Genomic DNA, 23442 nt, shown 5'->3' with positions numbered 1-23442 from the left:
GATGAATTTCCAGGAGCGTAAGAAAAAGATCATGGCTGCGGTTGATGAGTTTGGCAGCTTATCTGTTTTTGAATTGTCCGAAAAACTGGGCATGTCGCCTGCAACGATCCGCCGGGATCTGCACGACATTGCGGAAGAGGGTTTGCTCTTGCGTACGCACGGCGGCGCAATGAAAATTGAAGGGTTATTACTAACCAGTTTTGCCGCCAAAGCAGGTCATAACGAAGATAAAAAAGACAAGATTGCTCAGCTCGCCGCTGGTTATGTGGCCGATAACGACATTATATTTATGGATTGCGGCAGCACGGTTTTCAAAATGTGCCGCTATCTTAAAAAAAGAAAAGGAATTAAGGTCATCACCAATTCGCTGCCAATCATGGCCGAACTGATCGACACGCCTTCGATCAGCCTGAACCTGATCGGCGGTGAAATTGATAAATCGCGCAAAGCGGTTCATGGTCACAAGGCAATCGCGCATATCGAAAGTTACCACGCGCACAAAGCTTTCATTGGAATCGATGGAATTTCGGCGCAAAATGGCCTTACGGCACACAGCGAGCATGAATCGTCAATCACATCTGCATTCATTAAAAATGCTTCGCAAGTGTTTGTATTATGTGATTCTTCCAAAATCGGCAAGGACAGCCATATAAAAGTTGCCAGCCTTTCCCAAGTTAACAGTCTCTTCACGGATCCGGATCTGGATGCTCCAAGAAAAAAAGAGTTAAGTGATACAGGGTTGGACGTGGTTGTTGCCGATTAGTAAACTAGTGTTCTCTTAATGCGTATGACACCCACCGTTATGCTCATTATCAACTTAATACGTTTTTTTTCAGGGCTTCAAAAACGCAATTGTGGAGGTAGCTGTCGGCTGGCATGATATGATGATTCAAGAATGCTATTCAAAGTTCATGGGCACGTTTTAGAATAATTTCTACAAATGTTTGGCTATTGATAAGAAGTTGTATGTTAAATTTGCTATTTTTAAAGGAAGGCAAGCTCACATACTCACTTTGAAACACCTGACAGCAAGAATGAAACAAATACTACTTGTAGAAGACCACTCAGTTGTCAGACTGGCGACCCGCTTTTTAATCAACGACCTCATTGGCTCGGCCAATATTCTGGAAGCATCCAATTTTGAAGAAGCACTAACACAAGTCGCGTCCACACACGTTGATCTCATCATCCTGGACATTGACATTCCTGGTGGCGAAGGTTTCAACATGATCCCGAGAATCAGGAAATTACAACCGAAAGTTTGCATCCTGGTGTTTTCAGGCATGGACGAAGCACTTTATGCCATGCATTACCTGAAAGCAGGGGCCAACGGATTTCTTGCGAAAAACTCACCGCAACAAACCATCAAAACGGCGATTTTATCCGTCCTGGAAAAAGGAAGATATGTAAGCGACGTTGTGCAGCAACAACTCATGCGGCACACTTTCGAAGCCAATACAAACAGTGAACATCCGCTGGAAAACCTGTCTCAAAGGGAGCTGGAAGTGATGGATCTGCTGCTGGACGGCAAGTGGACGAAGGAAATAGCAACACAACTGAACATTACAGGAAGCTCCGTCAGCACGTATAAATCACGGATTTTTGAGAAACTTGAAGTTTCCACTATCATCGAAATGTTTGTAAAGGTAGAGCATTACAAAAACGGAAGCCCTGGTAAATAAGGGCTTACAAATTCTATCCATTTATTAGCTTAATTAGCTGCGGAAGATTTACGCAATGTGATATTTCAAATTATATTTGTAAATCACAAGCTTCAAATGAAGGAACAAAAGACGATTTATTTGGCCGATGACGATCAGGACGACCGTTTCTTCCTGCGGCAAGCCATCCAGGCAGCCAACGCCTCCACCGAAATAATAGAGGTTGAAAACGGCCTGGAACTGATCAAAGCAATGAAACAGCTTTCCGGCCAACAAGCATCACTTATTCTGATGGACATGAATATGCCCAAAATGAATGGCCTCGAAACCATTGCTGCAATCCGCGCAGATGCAGATCTGTCTGCTGTCCCGGTAGTGATGATTTCCACCTCTTCCAACACATTGTTAATTGAGAAAGCTTACCAGGCGGGCGCCGATAGCTTCATTACCAAGCCCAGTACATTTGAAGAATTTAATCAGCTTGGCATTGAATTGACCGAGCAGTTTCTCTCCTAGCTACGCACTTTGGGTGAAGACGAACCAATTGTTACGAATGTTTTTTGTGCAATAACCAAAAAAAACAATTGGTACGGTATTTGTAAACCAGCTTCCAACACACATTTAACCGAAGTGAAATCAGAATAGCTTAATCAAATGAACTCCAACTCCTCTGACTCAATAACCGGTCTTCCAGCATTGCAGAAGGCACGAACAGGCATCAAAGGTCTCGATGAAATCACCCTAGGCGGGTTTCCTCAGGGCAGGCCCACATTGATTTGTGGCTCTGCCGGATGTGGCAAAACACTTTTTTCTATTGAATTTCTGGTTCATGGCGCACTTCAATTTGGAGAGCCGGGAGTGTTCGTTGCATTTGAGGAAAAAAGTGAAGAACTGACCATCAATGTCGCTTCCCTTGGTTTCGACCTGGACCGGATGCAAAAAGACAAGCTGATCAAGCTGGACCATATTCACATCGAACGAAGTGAAATTGAGGAGACTGGCGAGTATGACCTCGACGGGCTGTTCATCAGACTAGGCCACGCCATCGACAGCATTGGTGCAAAACGCGTTGTTTTAGACACCATTGAAAGTCTTTTTTCCGGATTGAACAATGAGGCGATTATACGCGCCGAACTGCGGAGATTATTTGAATGGCTCAAAGAGAAAAAGGTAACGACCATCATAACAGGCGAACGCGGGGAAGGCTCTCTGACACGCCAGGGATTGGAAGAATATGTGTCTGATTGCGTGATTTTGCTGGATCACCGTGTTGCCAATAAGATCTCGACACGTTTGCTGCGCATTGTCAAATACAGAGGCTCAGTACACGGCACCAACGAATATCCGTTCCTGATTGATGAAGACGGCATTTCAGTTTTGCCCGTCACTTCCCTGACCTTGTCCCACAATGCTTCCAGCAAACGCATCTCATCCGGTATTCCGGCATTGAATAAAATGCTGGGCGGAGAAGGTTTTTTTGAAGGAAGCAGCATTCTTGTGTCAGGAACCGCCGGAACTGGGAAAACAAGCATTGCAGGCTCATTTGCTAACGAAACCTGCCTGAATGGCGATCGCTGTATTTATTTTGCTTTTGAAGAATCGCCCAAACAGATCGTGCGCAACATGCGCTCCATAGGCGTCGATTTGCAAAGTCATATAGACAATGGCCTGTTGAAATTCCATGCTTCCCGCCCAACATTGAACGGGCTGGAAATGCATTTGCTTTCTATAAACAAACTGATCTCGCAATTTAAACCAAAAACAGTTGTTGTAGATCCCATAACGAACCTGATCACGGTCGGGACGGTAAGTGAAGTAAAAAGTGTGCTCATCAGGCTGATCGATTTTCTTCAGGCAGAAGGAACCACCGTCATGTTTACAGCGCTCTCGTTAAACGACAGCATTTCCGAACAGACGGACGAAAGTGTTTCTTCCCTGGTAGATGCCTGGCTGCTTGTTCGCGACATTGAGATGAACGGAGAGCGCAACAGGGGCCTTTATGTGATGAAATCCCGTGGAATGAAGCATTCTAATCAGGTCCGGGAGTTTGTGATCAGTGATAATGGATTGGATCTGGTGGATGTGTTCCTTGGACCAGAGGGCGTACTTACCGGATCAGCGAGAGCGGCACAACAACTGCTCGAACGAACGGGCGTTGTCTTGCGCGACCATGCAGTAACAAGAAAGGATAGAGAGATTGAGCGGAAGAAAATGGTGCTGGAAGCGAAAATTGAAAGCCTGAAAGAAGAATTCGCATCCTTGCAAGAGGAGTTGAATAAAACCTTTATTGAAGAGGAGCTCAAAAAAGAAGTCTTCGAAAAGAATCGGCAGGAACTTTCCCAGATTCGGGATGGCAACAAAAAAGAGTAATAACCGCACCAATCAGATATAAATGGAAGAATCAGAAGAAATTTGGGAGCTAAGATTGTATGTAGCCGGCAAAACCACCAAATCGGTCACCGCGCTCGCTAATCTTAAAAAATATTGCGAAGAATATTTAAAGGATAAATATGTCATTGAAGTAGTTGATCTGCTGTTACAGCCGCAATTGGCGGAGGGCGACCAGATACTTGCAATTCCTACGCTTGTGAAAAAAGTCCCTGAGCCAATCCGCAAGATTATCGGCGACCTTTCGAACGAGGAAAAAGTATTGGTTGGACTTAATATACGCCCTGCAAAGAGAACAGAATGAGCGATAACACAGACATTAGCCCGTCAAATGGGGATGAAGCTGAGATTCACTACGAGCTAAGGCTGTTCATTACAGGCGCGTCCATCAATTCCAGAAGGGCGGTAGTTAATGTGAAGGAAATCTGTGAAACATACCTCAAAGGCAGATACTCTCTGGAAATCATTGATGTTTACCAACAAAAAACCATAGCTGAAAAAGAACAGATCATTGCCTTACCTCTACTCATTAAAAGTGCGCCGCTACCGGCACGAAGACTGATCGGAGACATGTCCGATACAGAAAAAGTACTCAAAGGTCTGGGAATTTCAATTGGAACATGAACACGCATAAGACATATGAAGAGCTGTTAAGGGAGAACGAAGAGCTGCACGCGCAACTTGAAGAAGCTACGGAGACCATCCATGCGATCCGTTCAGGCCAAGTGGACGCATTGGTTGTTCAGAATCCCGATGGCGGGCATCAGCTTTATACATTGAAAACCGCTGATCAAACCTACCGCGTATTCATTGAGAAAATGAATGAAGGCGCTGTAACGCTCAATCATGAGGGCCTGATATTGTATTGCAACTCTATGTTTGCCTCTATGATCAACCTCCCGCTTTCGAAGGTGGTGGGGCTGCATTTTGCCGATTTCATTGCCGATGGATTTCTTGAAATATACCTGGATCTTTTCGATAACGGTTGGAGCGAGGATAGCAAAACAGAGCTTTGCATTAGCAGAGGCGGCGCGCAGGTTCCCTGCCAGCTGTCCGTAACCATGCTGCAATTGGACGAAGGCCCGGCGCTCAGCATTATATTGACAGACTTGTCTTTTCAGAAAGAAATCCAACAACTACTGAAACAGAACAACTTACGTCTCGCAGAAATTAACACCGAGCTGGAAACCAGCAACCACGACCTGCAACAATTTGCATCCGTAGCCTCCCACGACTTGCAGGAGCCGCTGCGCAAAATATTGATTTTCTCCACGATGCTCAGGAACAAGCTTGTCAATGAGCTGACGGAAGAGAACATTACATATCTGGACAAAATCATCGCATCTTCTCAAAGGATGCGCAACATGATCACCGATATACTAAGTTATTCAAGGCTTTCAACTAATCTTAACAACTATTCCTTGACCAGCTTAAATGAGGTCGTTAATGAGGTGCTGGAAGATTATGAGATCCTCATTTTGGAAAGGAACGCAGAGGTTATAGTTGACCAACTGCCTGATATAGAAGTCAACAGAGGGCAAATTAAACAGGTTTTCCAAAACCTGATCAGCAACTCCATCAAGTTCTCCAAACCCGGGCTTGCACCGGTAATACGCATTTCGGGAGGCGTCCACGAGGACGCGGAAGGTACATTGAAAGATGCATCAACGGCAGCGACCTGCTACATTACGGTTTCTGACAACGGCATTGGTTTTGACGAGCTGTATAACGAGAAGATTTTCTCTCTGTTTGAGCGGTTAAATAACAAAGACAAGTATGAAGGATCCGGGATTGGTCTGGCCATTACCAAAAAGATCATTGACAAGCACAACGGAAGCATTGCTGTGTCCAGCAAAGAGGGTGAAGGCGCCATTTTTGAACTGACATTGCCTGTAAATCAGCGTATTTGACGCGTGTGATTTAACTATTTTTAAGATTTCGCTTATCGGTTAATGTATAATTTTGAAGATCATCGAAATCTTCAAAATGCATCCCATCGATCCCCAAACGCTCCAAGAATTACAAATCCTTCCCAAAAGCTCGCGGGATCCCAGCATTCTTCATTTTTTTGACCATACTGCGACCGAAGGCGGTCGGGATTGCCTGCGGGAAATGCTGTTAAAGCCAAAGCGCTCGCTGGATGAAATACATTCATTTCAGGAACTGCTGAAAGCATTTATTCAAATGCCGGATGCATTCAAAGTAGACATTCCCAGAACTTACGTATCCGCAGCAGAGGCGTACTATGCTTCCAACATCGCCTATTCCATGTCGCAGGATGTGTTCCAGCACTGGTTCGACACCTGGATTTTCTCATGGCGTAGTCCTTCCGAGTTTTACATTGTCCGAAGCGGTTTTACAGCAACATTCAGGCTTTTAAAAGCCATTGAAGAAATGATCTCTGAACTTCCCGAAGCACTGCCTGAACTTCTGGCTGATGACATTCTTTTCGTGAAAGCTCTTCTTAATAAAAAAGGCATGAATAGTTTGCTGAAGATACAGGATAGCAAGCTGACCAGGCGGACTGTTTTCTTCTGGGATTACTTTCTACGCATCTCAAATAAGAAAGACTTTCGGAGAATACTGGACATTTTTTACAAGCTCGATGCGCTCCGGAGCATTGCCCTAACAGCCACTATTCATCATCTTCAATTTCCAATTTTTGTAGCAAATGCCGAACAAGTCCACTTTAAGGCCGAACAGCTATGGCATCCTTTGATCGAAAATGCGGTTCCCAACAGTCTTACCCTGCACAGCCAAACCCCCGTTTGCATGCTTACGGGAGCTAATACGAGTGGCAAAACTACTTTTTTAAAAACGTGCGGTATCGCCGTCTATCTAGCGCATGCCGGCTTTCCCGTCCCCGCAGCAATGCTTCGACTAACATTTGCAGACAGACTATTCACTTCCATTCACCTTTCCGACAACATTGCGTTGGGTTACAGCCACTTTTTCGGCGAGGTTATGCGTATCAAAGTCATTGCGGAAGCCCTCCATGCACAAGAATCCTGCTTCGTTATCATTGACGAGCTGTTCCGCGGCACCAACCAAGAAGACTCTTTATATTGTTCTATGACGGTAATCGATGGTTTTGCAAGAAAAAAGCAGTCACTATTTATGGTTTCCACGCATTTGGAACCGCTGCTTAAACATTATGAAAGCAATGTGCAGCTGTGCTTCAGATGTTTCAGAACCAATATTGCCGGCGACGACTTTGTCAACACCTACCAAATCGAAAACGGCATTTCCAAAGAACGGCTGGGACAGGTAATTTTAAGAAAAGCAGGCGTCAAGGAGCTTTTACATGGTTGAAAATGCGCGGCAATTCGAAGAGTGGCTATAATTTCCGTTCAACCCACACGGCAAGAAAGCAAACAATAATCAATGCAAACCACATCCAATCCGGAAGTTTTTGCTTGACTTCGTTTGCATGTTGCGATGAAATGCCGGTTTCATTCCGCAACTTTTTTTGCAGGCTGTTGTAGATTTTTATGAAGTTCGTTAGCCTGGCTGTGTTATAAAGATCTCCGGCAGTAGCCTGATTTTCAACAAACATTTCCATTTTCAGAGAGTCGCGCGAGCTTATCCAGCCAATTTCTGTGGGCTTAAAAAAGGCCTTGGCTGATCCCTCATTTATAGGTGAAGTGCTTAAAAAGACTGAGTCGGAACCGATCTTTATGAAATTTGATAAATTAGAAAATCCATTCAATGTCACCTCGGTATCAACGCCCTCGAACAAAGGTGCCTGCACTTGAATGTTATTGGTGGTTGCGGGCACAACGGGTGCCAGAATTGCATCCCAAACCTTTTGATAAGCAGCACTATCGCCTGCCAGTTGCAGTGGAAAAGTTTCATTTAACAAGCTCACGCCTACCCTTCCGCGAATCCTCTCAACTGCAATAGGCAGTGTCCCGGAAGTAAAATAACGATTGCCCGGTACGAAACGGAAAGGCAGCGCCGTAAGCCCGGGACTTACCGAAACGGATTCTTCCACCGATATCCTATTCACCTTCAGCTGGGTTCCCAAGGAAGCGTTTATAGCCTTGATCTCATCCTCTGGCTTGGTAACATTAATAAACAAGACACTTTTACCAGCTGCTAAGACCTTCTTAACCAATCTATTGTTAACATTTCCAGCGTCAGTTACGACAACGTCAGGATCCTTTGCCCTGTTAATCGTCTCCTGGCTCCGGATGTTTTTGGACAATGTTGCTGCATAGATCACGGCGTGCCCGGCTTTGCCGAGCCAGTTTGCCAGCGCCCGGCTTTCAAAATCAGGGCTGTCCAGTAAAAACTGAAATGTGAATTTCTGTGATGGCCGCGCATAGAAACGGATTGTATCTCGAATTTCGCCGTCCATAGCAAGCTCGATAAGCGTCCTTTCTTCCGTAAACACCGGAAATTGCAGGCGGAACTGATTAAACCCTTTTTGTAATGCAATGCTATCGAGCACATTATCACCGTATTTTAATTTCAAAACCTGCGGTTTGGATGAAAGCACATTACCCTGCACAACCTGCATCTCCCCTTTTCGAACAACGCCTTTCCAGTGTAACTGCTGCCATTTGTCTTCCGCCAAATAAGGAATCCACTGAATCCGTTTCGGCGCGGCTTGCAGGATTGTGTTAAATATTTCGGGCTGAAAGTCCTGGCCTGCCAGAATCAGTGTATCAAATCTTGCACTTTTAATGTCGCTGGAAACCGTTTTTTTAAGGCTGTTAATGCTGTCTGCTAATGCATTAGCATACGATGACGGAATATCATTACCAATTAGAAAACCCGTCACCGTTTCTGCCTTTTTGAGCAAATATGGCCGAATGATAAAAGCCACAACAGCCAACCATAACAACACGTTCAGGCTCAGTCTGAGCCAGTGCCGCGGGGTCAATTGATTATCCTTTTTCGCACGTAAGATCAGCCACAGTTGCAAAGGCAACAGTAACAGCGCAAGTGCCGGAATAATGAGGTTAAGGGGCTCAGACCAGTTAAAATCGAATTGAATCATACGTATTTGTTGAGCCAACCAGCTGTTTTTATTTTAATGCAGCTTTCTCCAAAATGCTTCTTCCAACCTTTTCTCGCTGGAATAATGGCTTCGGCTTTGCTCAGAATGATTGGTGTATTTATATAAACCGTTTCTCAGGCGCTGTTTTTCATTGGACGACAACTTTCTCCCATTAACAAGTTTCTGAAGCGCGCCAATCATTTCCCAATTCCCTAACCCGCCATTGAACGGTCCGCTGTTCATGAGCCGGTCTGAGAATGCAGTTCCAGCCAGTCGCAATCTGGCCCGTTGTTCGTTGTCAAGCTTTTCGTAGCCCAAAAATCCTGAAACTTCTGCTGCCAGCTGAGCAATCGTTTTATTTTTATAGAACTTTTCAACACTTAAATCTGTGCTGATCTGCTTCAATTCACCGCTCAAACGCTTCTCTTTTTCCTTGATCGGCGGCGGATCATAACCGCTTTTTTTGACATACGTCCGGGCTTTTTGCTGAGCAGTTTTTAAGAATTCAAGGGCCTTATGCTCAAACGGGAGCGCTTTTTCCGGCTCATACAACCGTAAATGCAACTCTGACTGCCACATTTGTTCCAAGGCCATTTTCAGCAAACTCCGCGTCGATTGTTCATAAAATGTGTTCGTCTCCGCATCGTCATGCGCATGAACATATTGCTCCATCAATGCCGCCAGCGGATCCTTCTCTCCTGCATCCCCATGCGCTTTTTCATGCGCGTGCCCGTCATGGTCGTGCTGATGCTCCGGCTCTGCTGCGCGGCTGTCCGCAGCGCGGCTGTGCGAAGCTTCTCCCTCACCATCCGACTTGTGCGTAAAAGCATCCAGCATATTGCCTCCATCGGCTTCCGGCGGTGCACCGCCGCCGCCAATGCTCGTTTCAAATTCCTCTCCCAAATACTGCCCATAACGCAGCCTCAGCACTTTTTGATCAAAACCAATCTCATTGGAAACTGAGGCAAATTCCTTCGCAGGGATCTTTTTACGTTTGGCAATTAATTTTTCGGTGTCAATGATGATTTGTCGCTGGCTTCTGAAATATTCAGGCATAATGTTCACGGCCATTGTCGCCAGTTCTGCCTCCTCGACTTGGGAAGTGTCTTTGTAAACCAAGAAGTAAGTGTCTGATTTGCTGAAATTTGGCTGAGGTGACTTGTTGTCAACTGCTGCCCAATAGTAGTAAAGTTCGTCGCCCGGAGTAAAGTTTAGCTCATTGAGGTCGATTACCTTTTGTAAATCAGCCTCTTTAAAATCTGTCGGGGATAATGGGAATTTCACCTCGCGGAACTTCACATTTTCCCCTGAGCCGCGTGCAAGCGTGGCTACTATAAATGCCTGACTAACACGGAAATCGTCCGAAATTTTTGCCGTAACCTTGATCGTCTTAGTGTCTTTCAGGAAATGATATTTATACAATTCTTTTGACGCAGGCTCTATTTTTGGCGCAAGATCGGGCAAGGCTTCGAGCCGGTAAAAATCAGATTGGTATATAAGCGAATCTTTCCAATAACCCTTAATGGAATACAACCCGGATCCTGTAATCTTGTCTGAATGTGTAAAAAAGCTATTCTCCCTTCGAAACGAGACCTCCTCACCCTGGCGGTTAGCGAGACGAAGGACAAGGTTTTCTGAATGGGTGAATTTCACATTCCATGTTAACGCCGAGCCGGTTACAACACTCACATTCAGGTCACTCAACTGCTGCTTAGGCAATTTCGTATAGGCGGGTGGCGCAATGTTGATGGTGGCAGATTCGTATCTGGGTGCAAGGGTAACATTCGCTTTTTGTGGCCCCTGTTTCCTTATGTGATCTTGACCTGTTGTATTTTCATTAAATGAAATGGATGGATAAATGATATAAAATGCCACCGCAGTCAGAAACAGGGCCAAATAGGCGATGAGGCCGTTATAAAGTTTGGTGAAAGGAAAGTCAAAATTGCGGTTCGCGATGCGCTCTAACTGCAATTGCTCTGCAACATTCAATTCGGTTTTTTCCAGGAGGTGGAGGCTGTATTCCGTTTCGCCGACATGGTTGTGGATCAGCGAGATTGCTATTTCCCTGTTGTTTTTATAAATCCCTGTGAAAACAATCCCGGCTCCCAAAGCCGCAAACGCAGCAAATATGCTGACCATATGCAACGGCCCTGAAAAAACCGAAACGAAAAGGTAGGCAGAACCGGCCAGCAGCAAGCAACGGAAAATCGCGCTCACATACAGCTGGCTCGTCACCAAAACGATCAGTTTCCTTAACTCATGCATTGCGCGCCGTTTTGTGATTGAGTGAAATCCAACGTTCCAGCATGACTACCAGCACAAACAATAACAATAACCATTGATACAAACCATCCGAATGCTGTTCTTTCAGCGGTTCCACGCTGCCAAATGCTGATTCCAACTGCCTTTGGCTTAAAGGCCTGAGATTTTTATCTAATTGATAATGCGTGATCAACATTTCACCTAGCCACTCGGGCAACTGTCCGTTCTGCACCATTGCGGATGTCGCCAACCGCAATGAATCACTTACTGAAATGACATTATCAAACACCTGATTATCACTGCCTTTTTGGGGAATAACATACAAAGTTTGCTCATTTCGCAGGGTAATTGGCTTATCCGTAAATATCCAATCGTATTTGCTTTTTAACCCGGTTGCCCTATCAATGCTGACAGGAATTTCAAAAACATCTTTCAATGCTTCCAAGCCAGCCTGAACCGTCTCCGCTTCGTCCTGATTTTCGTAGTCAATCAAAACATTAATGTTATCGCGACCCGTTTTCTGAGCGAACCCGATCAAAGGGTTCTCCGCCTGCTGCGCTGAATCCTTAACTGCATATAATTTGTAAGTTCCAGGGACCACAATTTTTGGTAACCGGCTTATATCCTGATTATTAAGCAGATATAAGTTCAAATGCGTGTTATCCCCCACAATGCTATTAATGTTCTGCTGTAAAAAGAATAAGCTGCCCTTTGTCTCAGGAATGTTCGTTAGGTCTGCCAGTGGCTTCAAATCAGCGCTAATGAAGACGACCCTTTCTTTCCGTTGCAATGCATTTTCAAGCTCGAAACGAAAGTTACTGGTCACCTTTGGGTCAGCCTGGACCAGATGCACTTGCTCTTTTTCCTGATCCCTGCCGAACTGGTTTAAGATAGGCCCACTCAGCAGCATTGAAAGTAAAATCACTAGTAAACAACGGATCAACAGCAGGGGAATTTCGTCTATTCTAATGCCTCGGTGCCTTAACGAAGTCTTATCCACAAGCCATTGTGAAGCCGCCCAGGCAATCTGTTTGCCTTTTTTTTGATACCAGAAATGGATAATTACCGGTAAAGCAACCGCTAGCATTCCCCAAAGCATATATGGATTCAGAAATCCCATTTATCCTTTCCGTTTGGTTAAATACGCCTTCAAAACCATTCCTATGGGGTCGCTCATGCGCACACGCACCAGGGTCACATGCGGGATCTGCAAAGCCTCCTTCAATTGAAGTAAATACCGATCAGCCGATTCACGGAATTTTTCCCGAACAGATCCTGCGTCCAGTTCTATCTCCTTACCCGTTTCCAAATCCTTAAAACGATAGAAACCTTCGAGGTTAAAATCCATTTCCTGATCACCAAGGATTTGAAATACAACGATTTCACGATAAGGCCCCGCAAGGGAACGGATCAGATCCAGCCATTCGTCGTGTGTTTGCAAAAAATCACTTACAAAAATCAGCTGCTCCTTTTTCTTCGATTGAAACTCGGGAAACTTGATTTTCTGACCGGTTTTGACTTCCCTATCCCACATTCCACTCGCAATAGTTTTCTCTAAACCAACCAAAATCTTCTGGAAAGCCTGCTTACCGGAAGACGATGCGCCAGTCGCGGAAATGGTGTGGATCGAGCTGTCTTTCAATGTATAAAGCGACATTTGATCATTCTGAATGTAGCAGAGATACGCCAGTGAGGCCAATAAAATCTGCCCATACTGCAGCCGACTCACACCATTTTCAACATAATTCATGGAACCGGAAAGGTCCAGTACAAACCGCACCTGCTTATCGCTCTCCGTTGAGGATTCGCGGATCAAATGCTTATCCGTGCGTGCAAACAGCTTCCAATCAATCCGTTTGGGATCATCCCCGGGCTCATAATGTCGATATTGCTCAAACTCCACTCCTATCCCCGACCGCTTGCTGGCATGGATTCCCAGCATCAGCTCCTCGCTCACCAGCTTGCCGGTCAGTTGCAGATTATTCAGCTTGATGAGCTGCGAAGCAAGCAGGCCGGTGGTCGCTGCCATATGAATAATGTTAAATGTCTCTGGAATTAGAAAAACGAAACTGAGTTGTGTCACCCGACCAACATCAGTTCTTCACAGCAGGCAGCAATTGATCGATCACCTGATCGGTGGTTATGCCTTCTGCCTCCGCACGAAAATTCATGGCGATCCGGTGCCGTAATACCGGGTAAGCCAATGTCTGAATATCTTCCGGAATCACCGCGAAGCGTTCGTGCAGGACCGCGCGGGCTTTTGCGCAGAGTACGAGCGCCTGCCCTGCCCTGGGCCCCGCTCCCCAATCGCACCATTCCCTCACAAAATCCGATGGGCTTCCCTCGGGCCTTGTTGCCCTAACGAGCTTATTGATCCGCGTAATCAGCTCGTCGCTAATGTGAACTTGCCGGGTCAGCTGTTGTAAGGCAACGATTTCCGTGTCGGCCAGGACACGGTTAATGCCAGGCTTCAGCGATCCGGTTGTGCCTTTCAGCACGTCGAGCTCCTCCTGCTCATTGGGATAATTTAATTTGATATACAACAAAAACCGATCAAGCTGCGCCTCAGGTAATGGATAAGTGCCTGCCTGCTCGATCGGGTTTTGCGTTGCAATGATCAGGAATGGGTTCGGAAGCTCGTAGTTGGTTCCGCCGTAGGTTACAGTTTTTTCCTGCATGGCTTCGAGCAATGCGGCCTGCGTTTTAGGCGGCGTCCGGTTAATTTCATCGGCCAGCACTACATTCGCAAACACAGGGCCGCGGTTGAATTTGAAGAATTTCTTGCCGGTTTCATGATCTTCTTCCAGAATTTCGGTCCCTACAATGTCTCCGGGCATCAGATCGGGCGTAAACTGGATCCTTTTGAAGCTCATATGCAGCGCTTCGGACATGGTTTTTACCATTAATGTCTTTGCCAAACCCGGAACGCCTTCCAACAGGCAATGCCCTCCGGCAAGCAGGGAAATCAATATTTCATCAATCGCTTCCTGCTGACCAACAATCACTTTGGCAATTTCCTTTTTCAGAAGCGGCAGCCTGGCAACCAGCTCTTTGTAATGGCTCAACTCCAATTTTTCCAAACCTCAGAATGCAGTTTTAATTATTAAAAAGTTAAAAGTCGACAAGTGTAATGATCGTGTTAATCATGCTAAACTGGCTATGCATTTAGCGCATAGACTACAATATTCACACCAAAACGTGTATTGTCAACTGCCAGAAAACGCTTGTTACGAAAATCATAATCCCATTCGCAGCCGTAATCTTTATTGCTATATAACACACCGATCCGTCCATTGATCGTAATCGCTTTGAGATAATCATGCACAAGATCATCGCCCCAGCCATTCAACTCGAATGAAGTCGTTGGCGGCCCTTCCTCAAATTTGAAAAAACTGGAATAAATAGGGTGGCTATTGGGGATCTTTTGCAAGGCTTTGGGACCAAACGTCCGTTCCATTTCCTGCTCAAACGATTTGGCGAAAAGTCCATCGATATCATGATTGCAATCGTCCACAAAAACGAAGCCGCCGTTTTGCACATATCGTCTAAAATGTTCCCTTTCCTGCGTGGAAAACTCAACCAGCTTGTGCCCGCTCAGGTAGCAAAAAGGACTTTTGAAAATTTCATTGCTGTTCAATTGTACTACTTTTTCCTTCTCATCAATCGGAATTGTGGTGTATTCAACCAGCGAATGCAGCAGATTGGACGGCATTCGCTGGTCGGTGTCCCAGTTTCCGGACGTGTATTGAATTCGAGTAAAGAAAAAAGGCTTCAAACCGCGTCGGAAAGTGAAGAAAAAGTAAACTCCCTGATTTTCATTGGCGGAACCATATAATTCCTGTCCGATTCCGTACTCACGACCCTTTCTGATCTACCCAATGTTTCGAGGTTATTCAGCATAATGACAGGACTTTCGTTAAAACGGAAATTTTTGACCGGATGCTTAATAACGCCGTTTTCAATGTAAAATGTGCCGTCCCGCGTAAGGCCGGTCAGTAACAATGTTTGCGGGTCCACTTCCCGGATATACCAGAGTTTGGTAACCAAAATCCCCTGTTTCGTGGATTTGATCAGTTCTTCCATGGTGGCGGTTCCGCCGTCCATAATCACATTGCTGGGAGAAGGAACGGCCTTTACATTGTTTTTTTGTGCCCAATAGCGCGAGTAGACCATGTTTTTGACAACCCCTTTTTCTATCCAGGCCATTTTGTTCAAAGGCTGCCCATCTCCTGCCCAGGGCGATGCCGGCAGATCCGGATGCGTGGGATCGGAGTAAATGTTCACGCGCTCGTCGACGATTTTCTCGCCCAACTTGGTCTTCCCGCCTGGCTTGCTTAAAAAGGAGCGGCCTTCGTCAGCGCTTCTTGCATCAAAATTGAAATATATATTTTCCAGTAAAACCGCCGCCGCCGTTGGTTCCAGAATGACGGTGTATTTTCCCGGCTCCAATGCTTTCGCATTCATGGAACCCATCGCTTTCTGGATCGCTATGGTCGTTGCAGCAGCCGTATCGAGCTTGTTCACATCACTATAACCCCGCGCAATGTAGCCAGAGCCCGTGCCATCCGGCGTGCGAACCGTGAGGGAAAAATTGACGCTTGTGCTTGGGTAATAAGCGAATAACCCTTTGGAATTCATCATGGCGGAATAGCCTTTCTGGTTGTCCAGGAAGCCCGCTGCCGTCAGGTTTTTCCCTCTCGATAGTTCCAGGCTTTTCGCAACGGCATCGGCGCGCTTATCAGCATTGATGCCAGCCGTCGATTCGAAGAAACCGGATGATTTGAGATAAGTCTGCGGACCCAGAATGCTCACATATTCAGGATTTTCGGGCGCCAGCTGAGCAAGCTCCTCAGACCTCCTTACCACTTTTTCTAGCGACTCATCGCTGAACTCATCAATGGTGGCGACACCCACTTTTTTGCCAAAAGCCGATTGTACGGATAAATTTTGGTTGACCAGCGATCCGCTTGTGGACACTTCGTTCCTTGCGTAACGCAGGTTGCCCCGCTCCTCTCCCAGCAGATTAATTTCGCATTCGTCCGCTTTGGAGTAAGCCAGCACTTTCTGCATTAATGCTTTTGCTTCCGATTCAGATAGTATGATAGACATGGCTGGTTATATTTTTCTGGCTGTATTGATCACATTAACCCCGTTAAAACGCGTTGTCGAACTTCCGTGCGATACAGCGCTGGATTGCGAGGGCTGGCCTTTGCCGTCGAAGAATGAGCCGCCTAGACGATAGTCCTTTTCATCACAAACCTGCACGCAAGAATTCCAGAACTCCTGTGTATTGGATTGATAAGCCACATCTTTCAGCATGCCGACAATCTTACCGTCCTTGATTTCATAAAACAACTGCCCGCCAAACTGGAAATTATATCGCTGCTGATCAATCGAGAACGAGCCGTCACCAATAATGTAAATGCCTTTTTTGACATCCTTGATCATGTCGTCCACGGATAACGGCGTCTTGCCAGCAGCCAGCGAAACATTCGGCATTCTCTGGAATTGTACGGAAGACCAGCTATCGGCATAGCAGCAGCCATGCGACTCTTTCTCACCGATAATGTGCGCCTGGTCGCGGATTGCCTGATAATTGACTAAGACACCATCCTTCACCAGGTCCCATTTCTTTGTATTAACACCTTCATCATCCCAGCCAACAGCTCCCAAAGATCCTTCCTGCAATTTGTCGGCGATCAGGTTCACTTGTTTGCTGCCATACTGGAAGTCTTTGGATTTCCATTTATCCAATGTTGCAAAAGAAGTCCCTGCAAAATTGGCCTCATAACCGAGCACACGGTCCAGTTCGAGCGGGTGGCCGACGGATTCGTGAATGGTCAGCCAGAGGTGCGACGGATCCAGAATAAGGTCATATTTGCCTGCCTCCACTGATTTTGCCGTCAACTTTTCTTTGGCTTGTTTGGCTGCCGCAGTAGCATCTTCCAGCATGTCGTAACCTTTGTTGTAGCGCGTGGTCACGCCGGTAATTTTGTCGGACGGGTTGGCTTGCAGATAATCGTAACCCATGCCCATTGGTGCGCTTAATGCGTTCCTGGTTTCAAATTTTCCACTTTTCGGATCAATGGCCGTAACATTGAAGATCGGCCAGATCCGGTGAACGTCCTGGTCAATATACGAACCATCGGTGGAAGCAAAATATTTTTGTTCATTAACTAAAAAAAGCACTGAATTCACATAATTAGCGCCATTCTTCATCGCTGCATCATTTACAGAAAGCAGCAGGTCAACCTTCTCCTTAATAGGCACTTCGAAAGCATTTTTCTTAATCGGCGCTTTCCAGCTTACTTCACCAAAGCCTTTTTGCGGGGCCAGTTGCACGGGCTCTTTCATTAGCTTTGCATTCGCTTTCGCAATTGCTACGGCATCTTCGGCGGCTTTTGCCATTTGCGCCTCATTATTTACATCAACAACAGCGGCAAACCCCCAGCATCCGTTTGCAACTACGCGCACGCCCACGCCGTAGGATTCCGTGTTTACAATGTTCTGCACTTTGTCTTCACGGGTTACCACAAACTGATTGAGATAACGTCCGATCCTGACGTCGGCATAGGAAGCGCCTTTGGATTTTGCAGCATTCAGCGCGGCATCAGCCAGTCGTTTTTTGACGGCTTCATCCACACTTTTTTCAAGAAATGCTTCGGGGGAGACATTTCTGCCCATTGCAAAAGCAGGCATCATGAACGCTCCCGTTCCGAGTCCAGCCAATTGTATAAAGTCTCTGCGTTTCAAAGTATATGGTTGCTAATAGTGACGAATTGGGTCATTGGAATAAAAGGCGTAATGCATAAGCTAGCGAAAAGCTGCAACAGATTCAATGCACTTTTTATGTAAGGAAATTAAAAATACATGAGTGGTCATGTGCGCTAAACTGCGTCCGAGAGACTCGTAAATGTGAAATCGCGGATTTTTAGCGGCGGTACCAGGTTGCCGCCCGCACGAACGGGCTTGCCAATCGCCTCTATATTATTGAGCATGATAACCGGACTTTCATTAAACCGGAAATTCTTAACCGGATATTTGATCTGCCCGTTTTCAATGTAGAATGTGCCGTCCCGCGTCAGACCCGTGTAAAGCAATGTCTGCGGGTCCACCGCGCGGATATACCAAAGCCGGGTTACCAGAATGCCCTTTTCAGTTCCTTTGATAAGATCGGCCAACGATTCGTTTCCACCCTGAAAAATAAATCCGGATGGAGGAGCAATGGCCTTAACACCTTGTTTTTGTGCCCAAAAGCGCGAGTAAGACATATTTTTAACCACACCATTCTCTATCCATATCACTTTCTCCTGTGGCCTGCCATCGCCACTGAATGGCGATCCGGGGATTTCCTGATTTTGAGGATCTGAATAAATGTTCACGCGTTCATCGAAAAGCTTTTCACCGAGCCGCGTTCCACCTCCTTTTTTACCCAAAAAACTTCTGCCTTCATCCGCATTACGTGCATCCATGCTGCGCATCATGTTATCCAAAAGATCAACGCCCGCAGTCGGTTCCAGGATTACGGTGTATTTTCCCGGTTCCAATGCTTTTGCCGTTGCAGAAGCCATCGCCTTTTGCATCGCAACTTCTGTTGCCGAAGCGGTGCTGAGCTTAGAGGCATCATTGTAATCCCGCGCAGCATAGCCGGAGCCTTTGCCATCGGCCGTTCTAACAGTGATAGAAAAATCAATGGAGGTAGATCTGTTATATCCAAAAAGCCCCTTATTGTTGCCCATTGCATTAAATCCCGCCGCATCTTCCAGATAACCAGCCGCGGTCAGATTCTTTTTAATGCAAGGATCAATGCTATCGAAAGCTGCTTTGGCGCGATAATCCGGATTGATTGCTGCCGTGCTTTCTGCAAAAGAATTGGTTTCAAGATATTGCTGGGGCCCGAGCATAGGAACATATTCCGGGTTGTCGGGTGCGAGTTTGGCTATTTCTTCGGCCCGTCTTACTGTCTTTTCCAGAGAAGCATCATCAAACTCATTAATGGTTGACGTGCCTGATTTCTTGCCAAAAACAGACGTTACGGACAAGGAAAGATCAGTCGTTTCTCCGCTTGTGGATACGGAATTGCGTGCGTAGCGAATGTTGCCTGTCCGGTTGCCAAAAAGGCCTACGCTTATTTCATCGGCTTTGGAAAATGCCAATACTTTATCAATTATTTTCTTCGCTTCGTCTCTGGATAAAATAGCCATGTTGATTTCAATTTTGAATGAGTGAATGAGTGAATGATTGAATGTTACAGTAGATGATTGATATTGAAGCTATACATGTCGCCCCAACAAGGGTATGCATTAGCAAATCATTCACTCATTCACTCATTCAGTCATTCAATCCTTATATCTTCCGTCCTGTATTGATCACATTCACCCCGTCAAAACGGGACGTTGAACTTCCGTGTGACACTGCGCTCACTTGTGCAGGTTGCCCTTTTCCATCGAAAAACGACCCGAATGTGCGGTAATCGTCCTTATCGCAAAGCTGCGTGCAGGAATTCCAGAACTCTTGTGTATTGGACTGGTAAGCAACGTCGTCCAGCATGCCTGTGATTGCCCCGTTCTTGATTTCGTAAAACACCTGACCGCCAAACTGGAAGTTATAACGCTGCTGATCAATGGAATATGAACCCCGGCCAATGATATAAATGCCTTTTTCCACGCCTTTGATCATGTCCATTACGCTCCGTTTCTCAGTGCCCGGCTTCAACGAGATGTTGGGCATCCGTTGAAATTGAACGGAATTCCAGTTATCTGCATAGCAGCAGCCGTGCGATTCTTTTTCACCAATGATCTTCACCTGATCGCGAATGGCCTGGTAATTCACCAAAACGCCATCTTTGATAATATCCCACTCCTTGCACGGCACGCCCTCATCGTCATAACCGACAGCCCCAAGCGTATTCGGCTGCGTTTTGTCCGCCACAATGTTTACGAGTTTGCTGCCATAGGCGAAGTTTTTAGACTCCCATTTATCCAATGTTGCAAAACTTGTCCCTGCATAATTGGCCTCATAACCCAGCACACGATCCAGCTCAGTGGGGTGCCCAACGGATTCGTGAATGGTTAGGCCAAGATGGTTGGGATCCAGGACCAGGTCATACTTGCCGGGAAGCACCGATTTTGCAGTCATTTTTTCCTTAGCCTGCTTCGCTGCATTGATCGCATCTTCCACCATGTCGTAAGAGTTCCGGTAACCGACCAGACCATTCGGGCCGGCGATTTTTTCCGAAGCTAAGCCATCCAGATATTCATAGCCCATGCCCATGGGCGAGCTGATGGCATCGCGGGTTTTGAATTTACCGGCAGCTTTATCGGTGACTGTTACCGTAAATGTAGGCCATATGCGGTGCACGTCCTGGTCAATAAATGAGCCGTCGGACGAAGCAAAATATTTCTGTTCATTCACAAAAAACATATTGGAGGTGACGAAGCCCGCACCGTTTTTCATGGCCTCACCATTCACATTCATGAGCAGGTCAATCTTTTCCTGAATGGGAATTTCAAATGCATTCTTCTTGATCGGCGTCTTCCACGTTTTGTCGCCAACTCCTTTCTGCTCAGCCAACACGACCGGTTCTTTTTGAAATTTGGAATTTGCTTTCGCAATCTCAACAGCCGTTGCAGCGCACTTGGCAATGCCCTCGGCCGTTACATCGCTGGTGGCCGAAAAACCCCAGGTTCCGCTCGCTATTACCCGGATCCCAACGCCGTAGGATTCCGTATTCACGATATTCTGAACCTGTTTTTCACGTGTAAATAAATATTGCTGTAAGTAGCGCCCGATCCGGACGTCGGTATAAGTTGCGCCTTTGCTTTTGGCCGCATTGAGAGCGATTTCTGCAAATTTTTTCTTGGCAGCGACATCAATCCAGGGTTCGAGCAGATGCGCGGCGCTCACAGGATTTCCCACGACTGGCACGGACGAAAGCATTAAAGCTCCTGCGCCCATTCCTGTCATTTGCATAAAATCTCGTCTTTTCATCGAATATTTCAGGAAATAAAAATGGAAGATTACCGGGTTATGAAATGGCCGAATACAGCCTAACTGGACCGAAACAGCGACTTCATGAGGAATGTTGATATTGAAAACACAATGTAAAAAATATTTCCAACAAATATTGCTGTGGCAATTTTTTTAGCATTTCAATAACCGGCACCCCTCAAAGAAAAATGAGCGTGCCCCTTGTCGGAACACGCTCACTCACTGCTTCTTAAATGTTTTACATCATATTGGTGATGATCAGCCGTCTTAAATCCTGTTCATCCCACGGTTTTGTTACAAAATTGTGGAGATAACCTTTCACTTCCGCATGCTTGAATTCAGCATTGTAAGCCTGCCCTGTGAGCAGGACGCGGATACTTTCAGGATATTGTTTTGACGCCATTTTCAAAAATTCCAGACCCGTCATATCAGGCATCTGGTGATCGACGAAAATGACATCGATTTGTTCTTCTTCTAAAACTTTGCGGCCTTTATCCAAGGTGTCGGCGAGGTAAATTGTCGCGTCTCTTCGGAAGGAAGCTTTAAAGGAGTTGAGATTATTGATCTCATGATCAATGTAAAGTATGCTCATAATATTCTGATAGTGGGTTACGGTTGTCGCTAAAATACAACTTTTTACTTTTCTCGAATAGTTTTAAAAACAATACTTTACACTCCTGCTGTTTACCTCCACAAAAGTCCCCAAAAATTGCTACCAGCCACTCACTGCAAGGTTATTGTCTGACTCATAGTACTCCTGCCAAACATCTACCAGATTGGGATCTCCCTGCCATGCCGAGCCATCAAAATTAGTGATCAGGTTATTATCTAAATCCTGTTTGAAGATGACGTGATGAATGTTTCCATCCTTCGTGCGCATGAATGCCTTCACAGCATATTTCCTGACATAGGTTGTCTGCCATTTACGCGGGTTAGGGATCGGATCCGCCACGTCGCCGGCTCCGTAAAAACGCCTGTAAAAATCGGCTATCGCCGCCTCCTGGTTATATTCAAACGATTGATCAGCCTGGAAAAAATTAGACTTGAAAAAGTCTCTTAACTGCTCTGGTGTTGGTTTCATTGCTAAGTCTCATAAAGCATGCGCTGGACATTCGGCTGCCCATCTTGTAAGATACGATTAATATCTGCCAAAAGCTAAAAAACAGGAGAGACAGGACAATTGATTTGAGATCGTCGGCAACCGCATGATAAAAGGCAGTTGCCGCCTGATAAATGGCGCCGGCTGTTCGTACTCGTTGGTAACAACCTCACAACTGTTTCCACCTTATTGCAACATCTATTTACAGAAAAAGTAAAGCTATTATGACAAAACAACTATTACCTTGCAGCCTCTCGGCGAGACTGATCCTGCTCCTGTCCATTGCTGTTTTCTCTTGTGAAAAAAGAGAGAAAATGCCCGATCCTACCCTGACTAAAAACGTAAAAACGGATGCGAATGCGTTCGTCGTGGGGCAGCTTCTGTTACAAACCACAATGCCCGGCTTTGACATAACGGACATTCAGTACAATGCGAATAATTCACTCAAAAGTTACCGGACCGAAGGCGGAGCTTATGTCACAACTTTGACCTATGCCCCTGACAAAGTGATCTACACAACCATTTACGGCGGCAAAAAGAGCTCCGACATTGTGTATGATCTTGTAAATCAATACGCAACCAGGAAAGTTGAAACATTTTATACGAGCGGCGGCAACATTACCGATGTGATACAGACCGATTACATTTATCAGGCCGGAAAGGTGGTTAAAGAATATTACCGGGAAAATAATCTCCCTGATGGCCATCTTGTGTATTACTATGACGACCAAAATGTTTCTTTCCAGGAGCGCTATGATGCGGACGGCGCGATTGTGAATAAAGTGAGCTACGAATACTATTTGAAACATGCAGATAAGTCCGCTCATTTCAGCCAGTTCAATCTCAAAATGGACGCAAAATTGTTTCCTCCGAAGACATTGAACCTCGTAGAGAACAAGTATCTGAAAAAACCGGCCAAAAACCCTGTTGCCACGCATTACACATACTTACTGAATGCTTCCGGCTATCCTACTAGCGGCAGTGTTACCGGACCTGATCCTTATAACTGGACAAGCAACTGGCAGTAATGTTGCCAT

At 45.9% G+C, this 23442-nt stretch carries 21 protein-coding genes; 9 read left to right on the top strand and 12 right to left on the bottom strand.

Annotated features, from left to right (window positions below; all coding sequences use genetic code 11):
• Position 1 precedes the first annotated feature (1 nt).
• The 8 genes from NFI80_RS02755 to NFI80_RS02720 all read left to right on the top strand — a co-directional run bounded on the left by NFI80_RS02755 (position 2) and on the right by NFI80_RS02720 (position 7361).
• The gene (locus tag NFI80_RS02755) at positions 2-763 is read left to right on the top strand and encodes a DeoR/GlpR family DNA-binding transcription regulator (protein WP_235164980.1); all 762 of its coding nucleotides are present in this window, start codon (positions 2-4) and stop codon (positions 761-763) included.
• 271 nt (positions 764-1034) lie between these two features.
• On the top strand, positions 1035-1682 hold the full coding sequence (locus NFI80_RS02750) for a response regulator (RefSeq protein WP_235164981.1): 648 nt from the start codon (positions 1035-1037) through the stop codon (positions 1680-1682).
• 96 nt (positions 1683-1778) lie between these two features.
• Positions 1779-2177, top strand: coding sequence for a response regulator (locus tag NFI80_RS02745; protein WP_235164982.1), 399 nt, complete (start codon positions 1779-1781; stop codon positions 2175-2177).
• 138 nt (positions 2178-2315) lie between these two features.
• Positions 2316-4031: a circadian clock protein KaiC gene (gene kaiC, locus NFI80_RS02740; RefSeq protein ID WP_235164983.1), complete on the top strand. Its 1716-nt coding sequence runs from the start codon at positions 2316-2318 to the stop codon at positions 4029-4031.
• A 22-nt stretch (positions 4032-4053) separates the two neighbouring features.
• Positions 4054-4353, top strand: a complete 300-nt coding sequence (locus NFI80_RS02735) for a circadian clock KaiB family protein (RefSeq protein WP_235164984.1) — start codon at positions 4054-4056, stop codon at positions 4351-4353.
• On the top strand, positions 4350-4673 hold the full coding sequence (locus NFI80_RS02730; protein WP_235164985.1) for a circadian clock KaiB family protein: 324 nt from the start codon (positions 4350-4352) through the stop codon (positions 4671-4673). Before NFI80_RS02735 ends, NFI80_RS02730 begins: the two co-directional genes overlap by 4 nt.
• Positions 4670-5959 (top strand): sensor histidine kinase, encoded by a 1290-nt coding sequence (locus NFI80_RS02725; protein WP_235164986.1) that lies wholly within the window; start codon positions 4670-4672, stop codon positions 5957-5959. The genes NFI80_RS02730 and NFI80_RS02725 overlap by 4 nt, the downstream gene beginning before the upstream one ends.
• A gap of 52 nt (positions 5960-6011) precedes the next feature.
• On the top strand, positions 6012-7361 hold the full coding sequence (locus NFI80_RS02720) for a MutS-related protein (RefSeq protein WP_235164987.1): 1350 nt from the start codon (positions 6012-6014) through the stop codon (positions 7359-7361).
• A gap of 25 nt (positions 7362-7386) precedes the next feature.
• On the opposite strand, the gene NFI80_RS02715 is transcribed toward NFI80_RS02720, so the two are convergent.
• From NFI80_RS02715 to NFI80_RS02660, 12 genes are all read right to left on the bottom strand, one after another.
• Positions 7387-9054 carry a hypothetical protein gene (locus tag NFI80_RS02715; RefSeq protein ID WP_235164988.1) on the bottom strand — a complete coding sequence of 556 codons (1668 nt, stop codon included), beginning with the start codon at positions 9052-9054 and terminating at the stop codon, positions 7387-7389.
• Positions 9055-9087: 33 nt separating this feature from the next.
• On the bottom strand, positions 9088-11319 hold the full coding sequence (locus NFI80_RS02710) for a DUF4175 family protein (RefSeq protein ID WP_235164989.1): 2232 nt from the start codon (positions 11317-11319) through the stop codon (positions 9088-9090).
• Positions 11312-12436, bottom strand: coding sequence for a BatA domain-containing protein (locus NFI80_RS02705; protein ID WP_235164990.1), 1125 nt, complete (start codon positions 12434-12436; stop codon positions 11312-11314). The genes NFI80_RS02710 and NFI80_RS02705 overlap by 8 nt, the downstream gene beginning before the upstream one ends.
• Positions 12437-13345, bottom strand: coding sequence for a DUF58 domain-containing protein (locus NFI80_RS02700; protein ID WP_235164991.1), 909 nt, complete (start codon positions 13343-13345; stop codon positions 12437-12439).
• Positions 13346-13409: 64 nt separating this feature from the next.
• Positions 13410-14396 carry an AAA family ATPase gene (locus NFI80_RS02695; protein ID WP_235164992.1) on the bottom strand — a complete coding sequence of 329 codons (987 nt, stop codon included), beginning with the start codon at positions 14394-14396 and terminating at the stop codon, positions 13410-13412.
• Between the two features lie 77 nt (positions 14397-14473).
• Positions 14474-15091, bottom strand: a complete 618-nt coding sequence (locus tag NFI80_RS02690) for a DUF4159 domain-containing protein (protein ID WP_235164993.1) — start codon at positions 15089-15091, stop codon at positions 14474-14476.
• Complete coding sequence (locus NFI80_RS02685; protein WP_026629880.1) at positions 15088-16425, bottom strand: TldD/PmbA family protein; 1338 nt, start codon at positions 16423-16425, stop codon at positions 15088-15090. The genes NFI80_RS02690 and NFI80_RS02685 overlap by 4 nt, the downstream gene beginning before the upstream one ends.
• A gap of 6 nt (positions 16426-16431) precedes the next feature.
• Positions 16432-18069, bottom strand: a complete 1638-nt coding sequence (locus NFI80_RS02680) for a TldD/PmbA family protein (protein WP_235164994.1) — start codon at positions 18067-18069, stop codon at positions 16432-16434.
• A 134-nt stretch (positions 18070-18203) separates the two neighbouring features.
• Entirely contained in the window at positions 18204-19520 is a 1317-nt protein-coding gene (locus tag NFI80_RS02675) for a TldD/PmbA family protein (protein WP_233797651.1), read from the bottom strand.
• Between the two features lie 142 nt (positions 19521-19662).
• The gene (locus NFI80_RS02670) at positions 19663-21306 is read right to left on the bottom strand and encodes a TldD/PmbA family protein (protein ID WP_235164995.1); all 1644 of its coding nucleotides are present in this window, start codon (positions 21304-21306) and stop codon (positions 19663-19665) included.
• Between the two features lie 238 nt (positions 21307-21544).
• Entirely contained in the window at positions 21545-21898 is a 354-nt protein-coding gene (locus NFI80_RS02665) for a response regulator (protein WP_233797649.1), read from the bottom strand.
• A 120-nt stretch (positions 21899-22018) separates the two neighbouring features.
• Positions 22019-22387, bottom strand: a complete 369-nt coding sequence (locus tag NFI80_RS02660; protein WP_026629875.1) for a hypothetical protein — start codon at positions 22385-22387, stop codon at positions 22019-22021.
• A gap of 242 nt (positions 22388-22629) precedes the next feature.
• Between NFI80_RS02660 and NFI80_RS02655 the strand changes: the two genes are divergently transcribed.
• Positions 22630-23433: a hypothetical protein gene (locus tag NFI80_RS02655; RefSeq protein ID WP_235164996.1), complete on the top strand. Its 804-nt coding sequence runs from the start codon at positions 22630-22632 to the stop codon at positions 23431-23433.
• Positions 23434-23442: the final 9 nt, after the last annotated feature.

The organism is Dyadobacter chenhuakuii (genome assembly GCF_023821985.2).
Lineage (GTDB): Bacteria > Bacteroidota > Bacteroidia > Cytophagales > Spirosomataceae > Dyadobacter > Dyadobacter chenhuakuii.
Note: the sequence above shows the minus strand (reverse complement) of the source record. Positions and strands in the feature narration are given on the sequence as shown.